The 16,034-nt window shown below is 40.1% G+C and carries 19 protein-coding genes; 11 read left to right on the plus strand and 8 right to left on the minus strand.

The window, feature by feature from the left end; all coding sequences use genetic code 11:
* The first annotated feature begins 27 nt into the window (after positions 1-27).
* The 4 genes from M1D84_RS04205 to M1D84_RS04220 all read left to right on the plus strand — a co-directional run bounded on the left by M1D84_RS04205 (position 28) and on the right by M1D84_RS04220 (position 3,901).
* Positions 28-435 (plus strand): YueI family protein, encoded by a 408-nt coding sequence (locus M1D84_RS04205; protein WP_024423329.1) that lies wholly within the window; start codon positions 28-30, stop codon positions 433-435.
* Positions 436-495: 60 nt separating this feature from the next.
* A complete protein-coding gene (locus tag M1D84_RS04210) occupies positions 496-1,047 on the plus strand; it encodes a cysteine hydrolase family protein (RefSeq protein WP_149126319.1) in 552 nt (183 codons plus the stop codon).
* A gap of 77 nt (positions 1,048-1,124) precedes the next feature.
* A complete protein-coding gene (locus M1D84_RS04215; RefSeq protein WP_458106462.1) occupies positions 1,125-2,537 on the plus strand; it encodes a nicotinate phosphoribosyltransferase in 1,413 nt (470 codons plus the stop codon).
* A 137-nt stretch (positions 2,538-2,674) separates the two neighbouring features.
* Positions 2,675-3,901, plus strand: a complete 1,227-nt coding sequence (locus M1D84_RS04220) for an EAL and HDOD domain-containing protein (RefSeq protein WP_342493908.1) — start codon at positions 2,675-2,677, stop codon at positions 3,899-3,901.
* Between the two features lie 35 nt (positions 3,902-3,936).
* On the opposite strand, the gene M1D84_RS04225 is transcribed toward M1D84_RS04220, so the two are convergent.
* On the minus strand, positions 3,937-4,293 hold the full coding sequence (locus tag M1D84_RS04225; protein WP_024423325.1) for a hypothetical protein: 357 nt from the start codon (positions 4,291-4,293) through the stop codon (positions 3,937-3,939).
* A gap of 505 nt (positions 4,294-4,798) precedes the next feature.
* On the opposite strand from M1D84_RS04225, the gene degQ reads away from it, so the two are divergent.
* The 6 genes from degQ to M1D84_RS04255 all read left to right on the plus strand — a co-directional run bounded on the left by degQ (position 4,799) and on the right by M1D84_RS04255 (position 9,673).
* Positions 4,799-4,939, plus strand: a complete 141-nt coding sequence (degQ, locus tag M1D84_RS04230; RefSeq protein ID WP_003213123.1) for a degradation enzyme regulation protein DegQ — start codon at positions 4,799-4,801, stop codon at positions 4,937-4,939.
* Positions 4,940-5,090: 151 nt separating this feature from the next.
* On the plus strand, positions 5,091-6,005 hold the full coding sequence (locus M1D84_RS04235) for a polyprenyl synthetase family protein (protein WP_024423324.1): 915 nt from the start codon (positions 5,091-5,093) through the stop codon (positions 6,003-6,005).
* On the plus strand, positions 6,002-6,172 hold the full coding sequence (gene comX / locus M1D84_RS04240) for a competence pheromone ComX (RefSeq protein ID WP_073207246.1): 171 nt from the start codon (positions 6,002-6,004) through the stop codon (positions 6,170-6,172). The genes M1D84_RS04235 and comX overlap by 4 nt, the downstream gene beginning before the upstream one ends.
* Positions 6,173-6,225: 53 nt before the next feature.
* Entirely contained in the window at positions 6,226-8,538 is a 2,313-nt protein-coding gene (locus tag M1D84_RS04245; protein ID WP_024423323.1) for an ATP-binding protein, read from the plus strand.
* Positions 8,539-8,618: 80 nt separating this feature from the next.
* Complete coding sequence (locus tag M1D84_RS04250; RefSeq protein WP_024423322.1) at positions 8,619-9,260, plus strand: response regulator transcription factor; 642 nt, start codon at positions 8,619-8,621, stop codon at positions 9,258-9,260.
* A 23-nt stretch (positions 9,261-9,283) separates the two neighbouring features.
* A complete protein-coding gene (locus M1D84_RS04255) occupies positions 9,284-9,673 on the plus strand; it encodes a hotdog fold thioesterase (RefSeq protein ID WP_044332441.1) in 390 nt (129 codons plus the stop codon).
* Positions 9,674-9,765: 92 nt separating this feature from the next.
* On the opposite strand, the gene mnhG is transcribed toward M1D84_RS04255, so the two are convergent.
* The 7 genes from mnhG to M1D84_RS04290 are packed head-to-tail and all read right to left on the minus strand — an operon-like array spanning position 9,766 to position 15,536.
* Positions 9,766-10,140 carry a monovalent cation/H(+) antiporter subunit G gene (gene mnhG / locus M1D84_RS04260; protein WP_024423320.1) on the minus strand — a complete coding sequence of 125 codons (375 nt, stop codon included), beginning with the start codon at positions 10,138-10,140 and terminating at the stop codon, positions 9,766-9,768.
* Entirely contained in the window at positions 10,124-10,405 is a 282-nt protein-coding gene (locus M1D84_RS04265) for a Na(+)/H(+) antiporter subunit F1 (RefSeq protein WP_024425942.1), read from the minus strand. Before M1D84_RS04265 ends, mnhG begins: the two co-directional genes overlap by 17 nt.
* Complete coding sequence (locus tag M1D84_RS04270; protein ID WP_024423318.1) at positions 10,405-10,884, minus strand: Na+/H+ antiporter subunit E; 480 nt, start codon at positions 10,882-10,884, stop codon at positions 10,405-10,407. Before M1D84_RS04270 ends, M1D84_RS04265 begins: the two co-directional genes overlap by 1 nt.
* Positions 10,885-10,890: 6 nt before the next feature.
* Complete coding sequence (locus M1D84_RS04275; protein ID WP_024423317.1) at positions 10,891-12,369, minus strand: Na+/H+ antiporter subunit D; 1,479 nt, start codon at positions 12,367-12,369, stop codon at positions 10,891-10,893.
* The gene (locus tag M1D84_RS04280; RefSeq protein ID WP_024423316.1) at positions 12,362-12,703 is read right to left on the minus strand and encodes a Na(+)/H(+) antiporter subunit C; all 342 of its coding nucleotides are present in this window, start codon (positions 12,701-12,703) and stop codon (positions 12,362-12,364) included. The genes M1D84_RS04275 and M1D84_RS04280 overlap by 8 nt, the downstream gene beginning before the upstream one ends.
* The gene (locus tag M1D84_RS04285; protein ID WP_024423315.1) at positions 12,703-13,134 is read right to left on the minus strand and encodes a Na(+)/H(+) antiporter subunit B; all 432 of its coding nucleotides are present in this window, start codon (positions 13,132-13,134) and stop codon (positions 12,703-12,705) included. Before M1D84_RS04285 ends, M1D84_RS04280 begins: the two co-directional genes overlap by 1 nt.
* Positions 13,131-15,536 (minus strand): Na+/H+ antiporter subunit A, encoded by a 2,406-nt coding sequence (locus tag M1D84_RS04290; RefSeq protein WP_151863251.1) that lies wholly within the window; start codon positions 15,534-15,536, stop codon positions 13,131-13,133. The genes M1D84_RS04285 and M1D84_RS04290 overlap by 4 nt, the downstream gene beginning before the upstream one ends.
* Positions 15,537-15,755: 219 nt before the next feature.
* Between M1D84_RS04290 and M1D84_RS04295 the strand changes: the two genes are divergently transcribed.
* Positions 15,756-15,965, plus strand: a complete 210-nt coding sequence (locus M1D84_RS04295; RefSeq protein WP_024423313.1) for a hypothetical protein — start codon at positions 15,756-15,758, stop codon at positions 15,963-15,965.
* The last annotated feature ends 69 nt before the right edge of the window (positions 15,966-16,034 follow it).

Below are 16,034 nucleotides of genomic sequence, written 5' to 3' on the forward strand. Positions count from 1 at the left end.
ATTTAGAAACCAGGAGTGAATACAGCGATGAAAGAAGAATCCGTAGACTTTTATTTGCAGCAAGGGATATTTGGACATGCTGAAACAAAACCTGATGAACGAAGGATGTTTCTTGGTTCATTAAGGGAACGAGCGCTTCTCGCCCTGACAAAGGGACAGGTATCAAGAAATAAACCGTATCAAGAGGTGGAACAAGTATTGAAGGCCAATCGACAGGCCTCCCTTCTTTTAAATGGTGAACTGTCTTATGCTTCTTATTCTCAATATGTGAAAATGGCAAATGCCGCTGGATGTTCCTTTAAAGTGGTGAATCATCACGAAGCACACTCTCCTTTTGGTCTTGTCATAGAGATGCCTGGTGCGGTCAATCAGGAGCATATCTATATAGAGGATGAGCTGTTTCAAAAAGCTTTTTCTCATGAATCTGTTGAATAGGTTTCCCTAGTGAAATGAATAAGCTATAATGATTCAAAAGAGCATATGGGAGAGATGCGGATGGGCAAAGCGTTGATTTGTATTGATTATACAGTTGATTTTGTTGCAAACGATGGAAAACTGACATGCGGAAAGCCTGGACAGGCGATTGAGTCTAAGATCACAGAGATCACTTCTTCATTTATTGATGAAGGCCACTTTGTCGTCTTTGCTGTCGATCATCATGAAGAAGAGGACCCTTTTCATCCAGAGACAAAGTTATTTCCGCCCCATAATATTCGTGGAACAGAGGGTATTGAACTTTATGGACAACTAAGTTCACTATTTCACACGTCAAAACATTTAAAACATATCTACTATATGGAAAAAACAAGATACTCTGCTTTTGCAGGCACTCAATTAGAAATGAAACTGCGCGAGCGCGGCATCACGGAACTTCACTTAGCCGGCGTATGTACCGATATTTGTGTACTTCATACAGCTGTTGATGCGTACAATAAAGGCTTTGAACTTGTGATTCACCAAAATGCTGTGGCGAGTTTTAATGAAGCGGGGCACGAGTGGGCACTTTCTCACTTTGAGCAGTCGCTTGGTGCGAAAGTGGTTAAGTAAGGGAAGGAGAATGGAAGTTGGAGCATCGGTTTAATGACGACAGTTTATCACTACATACAGATCTTTATCAAATTAACATGGCAGAAACGTATTGGAGAGACGGCATTCATGAGAAGAAGGCAGTCTTTGAACTCTTCTTTAGAAAGCTTCCATTTGACAATGGCTTCGCTGTATTTGCTGGCTTAGAGAAAGCGATTGAATATTTATCGGACTTTTCCTTCACCGAAAGCGATCTGGCGTATTTAAAAGATGAGCTCGGTTATAAAAGCGATTTCATTGACTATTTAAGCGGATTGTCCTTTACAGGTACACTTCATTCAATGCGAGAAGGGGAAATTGTCTTTGCGAATGAACCGATTATGCGCATCGAGGCAACGCTTGTTGAAGCTCAGTTAATTGAAACGGCATTGCTCAATATCGTGAATTTCCAGACGCTGATTGCAACAAAAGCGGCTCGAATTAAAGGAATCATTGAAGATGAGACAGCATTAGAATTTGGAACAAGACGTGCGCATGAAATGGATGCGGCGATGTGGGGAGCAAGAGCGGCACTCATCGGCGGCTTTCAGGCGACAAGTAATGTTCGTGCTGGGAAACGCTTCAACATTCCAGTATCAGGAACACATGCTCACGCACTTGTACAAGCATACCGCGATGAATATACAGCATTTAAAAAATATGCTGAAACACATACAGACTGTGTCTTTTTAGTCGATACGTATGATACTGTCAGATCAGGTATTCCGAATGCGATTAAGGTAGCGAAAGAATTTGGAGACAAAATCAACTTCATTGGTGTCAGACTTGATAGCGGAGACCTTGCATACTTGTCTAAAAAAGCTAGAACAATGCTGGATGAAGCAGGATTCCATGATGCCAAAGTCATTGCATCAAGCGATCTTGATGAACACACCATTATGAACTTAAAGGCACAGGGCGCCAAAATTGATGTGTGGGGTGTTGGAACAAAACTGATCACAGCATTCGATCAGCCAGCCCTCGGTGCAGTGTATAAACTGGTGTCCATTGAAGAAAACGGCAAAATGAATGATACCATCAAAATTTCATCCAACCCAGAGAAAGTGACAACACCAGGCCGTAAACGTGTGTACCGCATTATCAATCAATTGAATCATCATTCTGAGGGTGACTACATTGCGCTTGAAGAGGAAGATGTTCATAGTGAGGATAAACTAAAAATGTTCCATCCTGTGCATACATTTATTAGTAAATTCGTGACAAACTTTGTGGCGAAAGATCTTCACGTCCCGATTTTTGAGCAAGGAAAACTTGTCTATGACAATCCAGATATTCAAACGATTCAAGCCTACGTGCAGGACAGTCTTAGACTCTTCTGGGAGGAATACAAACGAATCAGCAAACCAGAAGAATATCCAGTCGATTTGAGTCAAAAATGCTGGGATAATAAAATGCAGTTTATCCATGATGTGAAAAATAAAATCAAAAAAGAGCTTTATGAAAGCGAATGATTTGAAGAAAGGGAGACCATCAAGCCAGGTGGTCTCTTTTTTTTATTTTGACCGATTGAAATTGAACTAAAAGCGCAATCATTTGGTATACTGAAAGCACATCTTGTTTGTCATGGCATAAAGGAGGATTGGAGCAGTTGAGGGTGTTTGTTGCGAGACAGCCTATTTTTAACAGAAAAGAACAAGTCGTATCATATGAGCTGCTTTATAGAGATAGTGAAACCAATACATATAGCGCTGAAGACGGTGATCAAGCGACAACGGACCTCATTATCAATAGTTTTCTAAATATCGGCATCGAAACACTGACAGAAGGAAAACGATGCTATATTAATTTCACCGAAAGCTTACTTTCATCTGATCTGCTCACCTATTTTGATCCGCATCAGCTTGTGATCGAGATATTAGAAAATGTACCGATTACCCCGGCACTTATTATGAGATGTAAGCAGTTAAAAAAATGGGGATATACGATTGCACTCGATGATTTCTTCCTAAACGGAACACATTATAGTGACAAGCTGCTTGAGGAACTCCTCTATTGCATAGATATTTTAAAAATTGACTTTCTGAAAACCACATCGCAAGAACGAAGAGATATTCTGCATTCGTATAAAAAGTATCGCCTTCGATTCCTAGCAGAAAAGGTAGAAACGAGAAGAGAATATGAAGAGGCACTAGAAGCGGGCTTCCACTTGTTTCAAGGGTATTTCTTTAGTGAGCCGCATGTGATATCGGGACGAGCATTATCGACCAGCTTCCATGCGTACCATCAGCTTTTAAATGAGTTAAGCAAGGACCAGCCGAATATCCAGACCGTGACTCATTTTATTGAAAGTGACCTTTCGCTATCATATCAATTATTAAAAATGCTGAATTCAGGCGGCATGAGACGTCTTTATCAAATTAAAAGTATCCGGCAGGCGATTATCCTGCTTGGGTTTAATGAAATTCGGCGCTGGATCTTTATCCTTTCATTTAAAGAACTGAATGTCCAAGCTAACTCAAGCCAAAAAGAAATTATCAAAATGTCATTCATTCGTGCCAAAACGTGTGAACTGATTGCTTCTCGTACTGAACGAGAGCACCCCGCCTCTTATATGCTGACAGGTATGTTTTCTCTCATTGATACGCTTGTCAGGGCAGATATCACAGAACTTGTAAAGGAACTGCCGCTTTCTGATGAAGTTGGTGAGGCACTGCTTGGCTATGAAAATGATTATTCTTTTGTGCTAGGTGTGGCCAAACGTATTGAACGAAATGAATGGGATGATGAAATGTTAGATGGAAATCTCCCGAAACAGGAAGCCTATGGGTGTTATATAGAAGCCATTGAATGGTGCCATAAAATGTTTGAATCTTAAGAAAAGCCGCTCGTGTGAGAGCGGCTTTTTCTTTGTCATGCCCACTTTAAAAGAAGAAAAAGTCTGCTGGAGGCAAGAGACAAGTAGATTCGAATCCCTTCTGGACTAAAGCGGATATCAATGCCGCTTTTCACACCAATTTGCTTCAGCATTCGGCTCACACTTGTGGAATCAGAGCGCTCAGCAGCCTCCATGATGCGCTGCGCAAACGGAAGGGAGCTTGAAATTTGCTGCGTGATGAGTGAAGCATCAGCAACGAGACGGGCCGATTCCTTTGCGGCTCGTTGAAATGAGTGGGCATCTACTGGAGGAAAAGTCATTGGCGTGCGCGGCGGGTATGCGTGGCTCATTGCGGGAACCGGCAAAGCAGGATAAGGAACATAGTAAAACACATGGTCACCTCTTCTCTCATTGACGTGAAATTGGACGGATATCTGTTCTAAATGTATGTAGAAAATCAGAATAAAGAATCAAAATGATCTTTCTAGCTTTGTAATTCCAGCATAAAAATAGGTACTTTTGCGGTCAATTTCGGTGAATGTCGCCAAAAAATTGCGGTGTCCACAATAGCGTCTGTCATCTGGCCTATGACACGCAAAACCGAAGATACAGAGGGGATCGTACGTTCTATCGGGAGAGAAGTGTGACGAATGATGCCTATTCCTGTCGCAAAAATGACGCAATTCCTTTGAAATTGAGATAAAAGTATGATTTGAAAAGTCAGAAAATGATGAAAAAAGACCTATTGAATTTTGCGGTATCACGCACACGTTTTGTGCATACTTTTCGGTGAAAAAATACTCAATTACATTTACACTGTTAGTAACAGATCAAATACTTATGACCCAATCACCATACACAAATACATTGATCTTCCAAAAAAGGAGAGTGGAATCGATGGAAAAGTATGAAATCGAAGAACTTAAACAATTATTATGGAAACTTGAAAACGAAATCAGAGAAACAACGGCTTCTCTTCATAACATTAACAAAAGCATTGATCAATACGACAAATATGAATATGTGAAAATTTCTTAAAGACTTGATAATCATCAAGTCTTTTTTTTATCCAAATACATACAAAAAAAGGATATATTATTATATAATTGTTAAATAGTGATGTCAGTGGACATTTGCTCATGTCTTTTTAGTAAAATAAAAGACGAAAGGGTGAGGTACAAGATCGAGTATGCTAAACTATCTAGAGAATACAAAAATCAAGCAGAATATGTCTGATTTTATTCAACATGCAGTCAGGCAGAATGATTTACAAAAGCTGCTTCTTGAATTTACAGATAGAAAAAAAGAATTTCCTCTTGGTCAATTGGCTTACCAGCATTATGAGGCATTTGGCGGACAAGACAAGCAAGCGATTACAAAACTGGCAGCAGGGATTGAACTTCTCATTTTATCTGCCGATATATTAGATGATATTGAAGATCAAGACAATGATTCGTATCCTTGGATGAACGTCGATCAAGGAGTGGCCATCAATGCTTCTACGTATTTGTATACGGTGAGTATCCAATTCATCACATCAATATGTGAAAATAATTCTCAACTATTAGAGAAACTGTTCCATTTCATTAAAATGTCAATGGAAGGGCAGCACGAGGATTTGCGTCATTTGCATGGAACAGAAGAAGAGTGTGTAGAGGTTTTAAAGAAAAAATCAGGATCTTTAACAGCTATTTCTAGCGTATTGGGTGTTTATTTAGCGACAGGAAAAATAAACGCCACTGTGGAATCTTATTCGATATATTATGGTGTTGCTGAACAGATCAGTAACGATTTTTTTGCGTTATTTTCAAAATCAAACGGAGATTTTCAAAAAAAACAAACGCTGGCATTCAGTTATTTACAAAGACGTTTTAACGATGCCAGTCAAGAGCTTCTTTCCTTTTTTTCTAAGCGGCTGGATGAGTCAGAGCAAAAGCCGTTTCAACTGAAGCAGAAGTTACTTGAAGCTGGTTTGACTCAGTACATGGTATCGATGAGAGAGATTATGCTGTTAAAAATGAAGCAAGGAATTGAACAACTTGATTTACCGGGGAAGAAGAAGGAACAATTATGTGCATTTATGACAAAGGAGGGCAATGATTGAACATTCAAAATGTTATTGCATATTTAGTCAAAAATCCTGGTGTTGTGAATGAATTGGACTTAGGGAATGCAAGTTTAATTCACACAGATGAGCAAACCATGCAAGCAATCATTCAGGGGATTAAAAAAGGGCAAATGTCTGCAGATTATATATGGTACTATAAATGATACTATTCATTTAAAAATGATTTAAAAGTTCTCCAGTTAAGGATGTTTTTTACATGAAGATAACTTATACGAAACTATCTGCTTTTTTAGTTTTTCTGTCTTTTTTATTTGTGATCTATGTTTCATATATTTATGTATTTGATATTTTTAATGGAGCACGTGTAGCGGAGAACAAGAACGGTCAAGCAGAAGTTGTCAAAGTTGAGTATCTTTCTTTAGCCTACACATCAGGATTAGAAGAAGGAGATATTATACTTAAAATCAATGGGGAACCTGCTAACAACAAAGATCATTTGATCAATGGTGAGCTTAGGAATGTGCAAAGAATTGATATTCAAAGAGGCAACCAAATGATCACCCTAAAAAATAAGACATTGATTGGTCAAGAAAGTTTATTTGTCTATATAATTCCTCTCATCCTGTATTCAATTTGTTTATTTTGTATCTTCTTTATCATTCGAATTAACAAAGAGGCCCAACGAAAATCAGCATTTCTTTTAGTTGTATTTTTATTAACGATTTGTATCGGATATCTTAGTGCAGGTACTTCAGGTATTGGTGAAAGATTTAGCCATTATGTAATTACATTTTGTTTATCAAGTGTATTTGTCTTTTATATTCATTTCATTTATCAGTATTTCAAAGAGTTTGACCTGCATATAACGACTCAAAAAACAATTCGCTTTTTATATAGTCTTCCTATAATTAATCTAGTAATAGAGTTATTTGTTCCGATTGATTCAGCGATAGCCAGATACATGCCAAGTTTAAATCTTTTATTCTTTTTCGCTTCTATTATCATGTCATTCAAAGTGATTATCAATGGAATGCGGAAATATAAAGAGACAGAGCAGGGGTCTGTTTTAAAGTTTTTTGTCATGATAAATATCATAGCATTTTGTCCATTTATCTTTTTATTTGCAATTCCATATGTTTTGTTTCGTATTTATGTGGTAGATCCCTTTTTCTTAACTTCTTTTGTCTTGCTCATTCCTTTTTCACTCGTGTATCAATTTATGACGAACAAGCTTTACAATATGGATTTTTTGATAGGCAGACTGAAATACTATGGGTTTCTTGCCATTACACCGACCGTTTTTGTTGTTGTCACGTTTTACATTCTGCAAAAACCAGAAGATTTGAAGTACACACTGAAGCTCGCATTAATCACCTATACACTCATGTTGGCTGTATTCTATTTCAAAGAAATTCTAGATTTCCGCTTCCGTCTGAAGCGTTTTTCAGAAAAGCATAATTACCAGGACAGTGTGTTTAAATTCACGCAGCTCATTCGTGAGGCGTCATCACTTCATCAAGTGCTGTATCATTTGAAATACACCATTTTAGAAGTGCTTGTTGTGAATAAAGCCTTTGTGCTTGAGGTGAAAGCTGACGGACAAATTATTGAAATTGATGAATCAACAAATGATAGTAAGCTATGGAAAGAATACGTGGATCAATTTCAAGATATTTTAGGTGAAGTCGGGAAAATTATTGAGCTTGATAAAGGGTTTATGATGAAAATTGGCGAACGGGGCGGTCACTCGTTTATCATTTGCTGCTTATCCAATATACAGACACCGAAATTAACGCGTGATGAGATTTCTTGGCTAAAAACATTAGCCTTTTATACAAGTGTCAGTTTAGAAAATGTCGTCAAAATCGAAGAGTTGATGGAGCATCTTGATGATTTGAAACAGCGCGAGGCCAATCCTGCATGGCTGAAGAAAATCATGTTTGCTATGGAAGAAAAGCAGCGTTCAGATTTAGCGAGAGATCTTCATGATTCCGTGCTGCAGGACTTAATATCACTAAAAAGGCAGTCGGAGATGTTTTTAACGAATTTCCAAAACAACCAATGCCCGACATCTATTGAAAATTCGCTTATCTCATGGAATGATCAAATGTCCAAAGTGATTCAAACGACGAGAGAAACGTGTCATGAGCTTCGCCCGCAGCTGCTGTATGATTTAGGTTTAGTAAAGGCGATATCGAAGCTGACTTCTCAAATTCAGGAGGAAGCGCCGTTTCATATTAGGCTGAATACGACACGCTTTGATAAAGAATTGGACATTGATATTGATTCACAGCTGAATATTTACCGAATTGTTCAGGAGCTGTTATCCAACGCCCTGAAGCACTCAAAAGCCACTCAAGTGTTAGTGATGCTGATTTGTATTAAAGATCAGGTTGTTCTTCACTATGAGGATGATGGAGTCGGTTTTGATGCCAGTCATCTTGATCAGCACACAATGAGCATGGGGCTATCGGGAATTAGAGAACGAGTGAAAGCGTTAAATGGAAAGCTTCAAATTCACACAGCCCCGGAAAAAGGGCTTAAGGTGAAAATTGAAATGGAATTGTAACGATTTATTAAGGATTAAGACTTGGCATCAGCCAAGTCTTTTATATAAAATGGAAGTGAGTGATTTAAAGGGAGGAAGACATGAAGAAGATATTGGTCATTGATGATCATCCGGCTGTCATGGAAGGGACAAAAAGCATATTAGAATCAGACCAGCAGCTATCAGTCGATTGTTTAAGTCCTGATGCAGAAGCCGCCTTTTTAAAGACGCATGACTTTTCCATCTATGATGTGATTTTAATGGATTTAAATCTCGGGGATATCAATGGAATGGACATTGCGAAACAAATTTTAGAAACCAACCATCAAGTGAAAATTATCATTTATACAGGGTATGAAGTAGATGATTATTTTGAAGAGGCTATTCGGGCTGGATTACACGGTGCAATTAGCAAAACAGAGACGAAAGACAAAATTATTGAATACATACACCGGACATTGCAAGGGGAAGTTGTCATTCAGCTGTCCTATTTAAAGAAATTAATTTCACAGCAGCAAGAAAAGCCAGAACAGGCGCAGCAGACTGATCACGATCTCTTAACCGAACGGGAGTGTTTGATCCTTAGAGAAGTGGAAAAAGGATACACGAACCAGGAGATTGCCGATGTGCTTCATTTGAGCAAACGGTCAATTGAGTACAGTTTGACATCCATCTTTAATAAGCTGAATGTTGGATCTCGTACAGAAGCGGTGTTAATTGCCAAGTCTGAAAGTGTGCTGTAAACGTGTGAAGGGAGAGGGCCTTAATGAATGTGAGCGGATCAAATACACTGCTTGAGGCACTAGGCATTGAAATTGTAGAGTGCAATAAATCACGATGCGTTGCAACAATGCCAGTCGATCACAGAACAAAACAGCCATTTGGACTGCTGCACGGAGGAGCATCTGCTGCTCTAGCAGAAACAGTGGCGAGCATGGGGGCTGCGGCTCATTTAGACTTAACGCAGCAAGTTTGCTCAGGTATTGAAATCAATGCCAATCATTTAAAATCTGTACGCGATGGAGTTGTGACAGCGACAGCTGTTCCTGTACATGTAGGACGGCGTACAATGGTATTTCAAATCGATATAAAAGATGATCGAGACCGGCACATCTGTACGTCAAGATGCACACTTGCTGTCATTGATCGCATATAAAAAAGCTCCCGGTGCAGCGGAAGCTTTTTTTGTATGCTGTTGAGAGGTAAAAAAAGAATGGCCTAACATGTCAGGCCATTCTTTTTTGCTTTTTATAAATAAGAATCTTCTTTTCGCTTAATCACAAAGTTACGGAAACCGCCATAATCATCTTGGACACTGCGTTTGTCGAGCTTAACACCAGTATTGTAGGCGGCTCTTCCGATTAAGTGTGCGCCGACTGGTGCTGTCAGGAAGATAAATACGATGCCGAGTAGGATTTTTGCAGAAATAACGCCTGCAAGAAACCATTCGTGAAAAAACACACCTACTAAAATGAGAACAACACCAAGGGTCGATGCTTTTGATGCAGCATGCATACGTGTGTAAACATCCGGCAGGCGAAGGACACCAATGGCTGAAATCAAACAAAGGATAGCGCCTAGCAGGATAAAGAAAATCACGATGGCTTTAGCGATGACGATCATTTTCAATCACTTCCCCTTTCTCAAGGAATTTGGAAAAAGCGACAGTACCGATAAAGGCAAGGATGCCGAGCAGTAAAATAATTTCAAAGAATGCAGTCGTTTTCAGTAAAATTGAAACGATGGCTGTCATCCCAATTAAATTGATTCCTATCGCATCAAGCGCACTTACACGATCAGGAATAGAGGGACCTTTGATCACTCGTATCACAAAAAGCAAAGTAGACAGTGCCAGAATGCCAAGTGACATTTGCAAAATGAGTTCCATTACTTACCGCTCACCTCCTGAATCGCTTTTTCAAATGAAACCCGGATATCGTGAATGGCTTTTTCAGCATCTTCAATATCCATCGCATGAATGTATAAAATGGACCGATCATCGGAAATATCAATCACTAGTGTACCTGGTGTCAATGTAATCATATTTGACAGTATGGTGATTTCCCAATCTGTTTTCAAGTCCGTACGAAAGGCGAAAATACCGGGCTTAATCTTGAGCTTTGGAGATAATACAGTCTTTAATACACTTAAATTGGCAAGAAGCAGCTCGCGAATGAAAATGATGATCAGCTTGAAAATTGCATAAAGGGCATAGCCGTAAAAACGCTGCGGGAAAAATCGACGCAGCATAAAAATGGCGATCATTCCTAATGCAAAACCTGATACAAAGTCTGCGGCTCTGTATGTATCATTCATAAACATCCATGTAAAGGCGAGGAGAGCGTTTAGTAATATTTGAAAGGCCATGTTCATCTACTCCTTCAGCACAGCTTGAATATATTTTTCTGGTGTTGAGAGCATTTCCGCTGCTTGATTGATATAAGGGGCAATGAACTCTGTCCCTAACCCAATGGCAAGCGATAAGACGACAAGCAGTACGCCAGGATACACCATTCCTTTAATTGACGGCTTTCTTCTTCGCATATCCTGTTCCTCGCCCCAAAATGCGGACATGAAAATCTTCATAATAGAGTAGAGAACAAGGAGACTGGACAGTAAGACCAGGATAGAAAACGTCATGTATCCAGCAGAAAATCCACCTTCCACAATTTTTAGTTTTCCAACAAAGCCACTCAGCGGCGGAATTCCTGCAAGCGATAAAGCCGATATGAAAAACATCCATCCTAATAGAGGCTGGGATTGAATCAGTCCGCCCATTTTTTTCAGTTGATTTGTACCAGCATACACAAAGAGGGCACCTGCCAGCATAAATAATGCCCCTTTGATCACCATGTCGTGAATGAGATAATAAATGGCACCTTGGAGTGATGCAGGTGTGTTGGCTGCAAATCCAAACAAAATGACCCCAACAGCTGTGACAATGTTATAAATCACGATCTTTTGCACATCAGAATAGGCGATCGAGCCTATCACACCGAATATCACCGTCAGTGCGGCAAGCCACGCCATGAGTGTATGGGTGAAGCCTGTATCGTGTATAAAAATTAATGTAAAGACTCTTGCGATCGCATATAAGCCAACCTTAGTGAGCAAAGCCCCAAATAGAGCTGAAATCGCTGCTGGAGGCGCGTGATACGATCCTGGCAGCCAGAAATAAAGCGGGAAAATCCCAGCTTTTAAGCCGAATACAATGAGGAACAGGATGGAAATAACAGTGATTAGCCCTGTTTGTCCTGATTCAGCTATTTTCACACTTAAATCAGCCATATTGAGCGTACCCGTCACTGCATATAAACAGGCGACTCCAACAATAAATAAGGCCGACGAGATGATATTAAACACAATATATTTGAGTGATTCACGAAGCTGAGGCTTTGATCCGCCTAATACAATAAGCATATAAGATGCCATCAGCAGTAACTCAAAGAATACAAACAGGTTGAAAATATCTCCCGTTAAAAAGGCTCCGCTCACGCCAGCTAACAAAAACTGTACGCCAGAATAATAGAAGAGCCGCTCTCTTTCTTCCCCAATCGTTTGAAAGGAGAAGAGGACTGTCACAAGCCCGACAACGGAAGCGGTCAGCACAAGGAGTGCAGCAAATTGATCGGCCACAAGGGCAATCCCAAATGGCGCTTTCCAGCCGCCCAAATAAAGGGTTTGTATCCCATTTGTGAAAATCGTTTGAACCAAATATGCATTACATATAATGGCTGAAAGAGATGCCAAGACACTAAAGACTCTTGACAGCATGATGTTTTTATTCATAAAGATCAATAGTGTAGCAGCTAGTAATGGAATTAATATAGGCAGGATCACGAGATTATTCATGCTGATCATTTCCTCTCATTTGATCCATGTCATCTGTTCGCAGCTCTTGGAAGGCACGGAAGGCCATGACAAGTAATAAGGATGTCACACCAAAAGCAATGACAATGGCTGTTAAAATTAATGCTTGTGGCAATGGATCCACATAGGATGTGAGCCCCTCTTTTAGAACGGGAGGCGCTCCTTTTTTTAAACCGCCCATTGTTAAAAGAAGCAAGTGGACGCCGTGACTCAAAACAGCAGTACCGACGATGACCCGCAGAAGGCTCTTTGACAGCATCAAATAGGTCGCCGCCATAAAAATAATTCCGACGATAATAGACATTAGAAATTCCATTATTCCTTCTCTCCAATCATTTGAATAATGGTCATGGTGACACCGACAACAACCAAATACACACCGATATCAAACAGGACGGCTGTCGCCAGTTCTGTTTTCCCTAAAAACGGTAATTGAAAATAATCAAATGCATGGGATAGAAAAGGTGCACCGAATAGAAAGGATCCCATACCGGTCAGGATTGCAACAAGCAAACCGGCTCCAGTTACATAAATAAAATCAAATGGCAAAATGCGTCTTACTGTCTTCAGATCATAGGCTAAAAGCAGAAGAACGACAGCCGCAGCACTCATCAGCCCGCCAATGAATCCGCCGCCAGGATTGTTATGCCCCGCAAGAAATAGGTGAAGGGAGAAAAGCAAGATGATGAATGCTGTGATTTTTGTTGTGACTTGCAAAAGCATATCATTCGTATCAATCTTTCTCATCGCCGCACACCTCTCTTCCGTTTTGCTTGTGTTTTTAATAACCCATAAATACCAAGTGCCGCAATGGCGAGCACGGTAATTTCAAAAAGGGTATCAAAGCCCCTGAAATCTACAAGAATGACATTGACAATATTGTCACCGCCAGCAAGTTTGTAGCTGTTTTCAATAAAGTAAGTTGAGATGGTGTCAAGTGACTGCTGACTTGTGGAAGCGAAAGCTAGACAAGTGACAACAACCCCAACTCCTAATGAAATGATGAAATTGGTCATTTTGAATCTTCTTGTTTTTTGTTTTAAGCTCAGCTTTGGCAAATGATAGAAGCAAAGCAAAAACAGTGCGACAGAAATCGTTTCAATAATCAGCTGCGTTAGCGCAAGGTCAGGTGCTCTGAAAATCACGAAGAATAATGACAGCGTGTAGCCCATGACACCTAGTGCAATAATAGCTGTTAATCGTGAACTTGCGAATACTGTGGCAATCGTCGCCGCCACCATCACAAGTGAAAGAATCACCTCATACGTGCCAATTGAGGCAGCCTGATCAGTTTGAAATGAAAAGGCCTGCTGATAAAACATCACGCCGCCAATGACGATAATCATGAACCCAAACACATAGACAAGATAGTCACGAAGAAAACCAGTCATATAACTGTTTGTCAGGCGGTATGAACCTTTTTCTAAACCGATAAGAGAGCGGTCGTATAAAGCGTTAAATGACCACTTTTCCTTAAAGATGTTGTACATTGGACGCCATTTTGAAAGCGTCAAGTAGCCGATTGTGCCGAGTACAACAACACCTATTGTCATATAGAGCTCTGGCTGGAAGCCATGCCATGCTTCAATTTTCACAGAAAAACGGCTTCCTGTTTCAATCGCTTCAGGAATGATCGCTGCCATTGCAGGTTCAATGACAGAATAGGCAAGAATATTAGGGAAAAAGAAGAAGGTGACCACAAGTGCAGCTAGAATGATGGGCGGAATGAGCATGCCGATCGGTGCTTCATGCGGTTTTTTCTCCAATTGGTCTATATTCAGACGGCCTCTAAACGTTTTAAAGAGGAGCATCATACTATAAATGAACGTAAAGACACTAGCGAGCCAAGCGAGTGCTGGGAAGATGGCACCCCATATTGAAACGTCTGTAAAGCTGATATCAGAAATCCGTATCATACTTGTGAAAAATAGCTCTTTACTTAAGAAACCGTTAAATGGCGGTAATCCGGCCATTGAAAATGTACCGATTAACGTAATTGTGAAGGTAATCGGCATGATCGTCATTAATCCGCCTAATTTCCGAATGTCACGAGTCCCTGTTTCATGATCGATAATACCAGCTGCCATAAAGAGACTGCCTTTAAACGTAGCATGGTTAATGAGGTGAAAAATAGCTGCAAGAACGGCTGCACCAAAAAAGGCAGGATTGTTTTCATGAATTGCAGCTGCACCGACGCCAAGCATGAGCATAATCATGCCGAGCTGGCTCACTGTCGAATAGGCCAGAATGGCTTTCAAATCGTTTTGCCGGACGGCGTGGAATGATCCCCAGAATAATGTGACAAGCCCAACGATGGAAATGGTCCAGAACCATACCTCTGATATAGCAAAGATTGGACTGAAGCGGGCAACAAGATAAATACCGGCTTTCACCATCGTAGCAGAATGCAGATAACTGCTCACAGGGGTCGGTGCTTCCATTGCATCAGGCAGCCAGATATAGAATGGGAACTGCGCTGATTTCGTAAAGGCACCTAGTAAGATTAGGATCATGGCAGGGATAAAGTAAGGTGATGCCATAATGAGCTGAAGCTGATTGACTGCTTCACGAATACTGAATGAATCAGTAATCAGGTAAATGAGGATGAAGCCACCAAGCATAGCTAATCCGCCAAAAACAGTAATAAGCAGTGATTTCGTTGCTCCATACCGAGAGCGCTCCCGCTTATACCAATACCCAATTAAGAGGAAGGAAGAGATACTTGTTAACTCCCAAAACAAGTATAAAACCACCATGTTGTCAGAAAGAACGACACCCAGCATCGCGGTCATAAACATGAGCAAATACGTGTAGAAAGAGCCAAGCTGTTCTTTTTCCTTTGATAAGTAGAAAATACTGTACAGCACCACTAGTGAGCCGATACCTGTAATTAATAAAGCAAATAACAGGCTGAGACCATCGACATACACAGTGAAATTCATCCCTAAAGATGGAATCCATTCAGCCTGTGAGAAAAGCGTTCGTCCATTCGAAGTGATGTGTAACATTTGGATGAAATAGGTAAATAAAAGAATCGGCAAGATGAGAACAAACCATCCTGTATGTATACGCCTCACATATTTGTAAAGGAAAGGTACAACAAAAGCGAGTAAAAAAGGTGATAGGATGGCGAAGTGAATAAGCTGCAAGAAAATGAACCTCCTTTGATCAATATAAATTCACGTTCTAAAGAACTGGTAATTAAAATTATAGCGTAAATACAGCCATAGTGCATTGGTTTGAAACGATTTCAAGCAAACTGTATTTGTTTTAGGTTCTTTTGACCACAAAAATAATTTTATCAAAAATGATACTCATTGTATATTGTTTTGTTTTTCGTACATGCTTTTCTTAAAGGAGCTGATCAAATGAAACGAAAGATCGCCATCAGCTTAAGCCTATTCTGCACGATTTTAGGAGGAGCATTCTTGATTGACCGAAATGATCAAAAAAGGTGGCAGGCCGGGAGTGAATGGCCGCTGTTTTCTGAGCATCTTCTTCACATGAGCTATCAAGAAACCAAGCTGTATCCTTTTCAGCCCAGGGAATATTTACGAATTGTATTAGCTGATGAATAAGATCCTATAGGAGAAAAGAAATATAAAAAAAGCATGGGCCCATGTGAGAGCCCATGCTTTTTATGTGTG

The sequence above is a fragment of the Bacillus sp. PK5-006 genome (assembly GCF_054161415.1).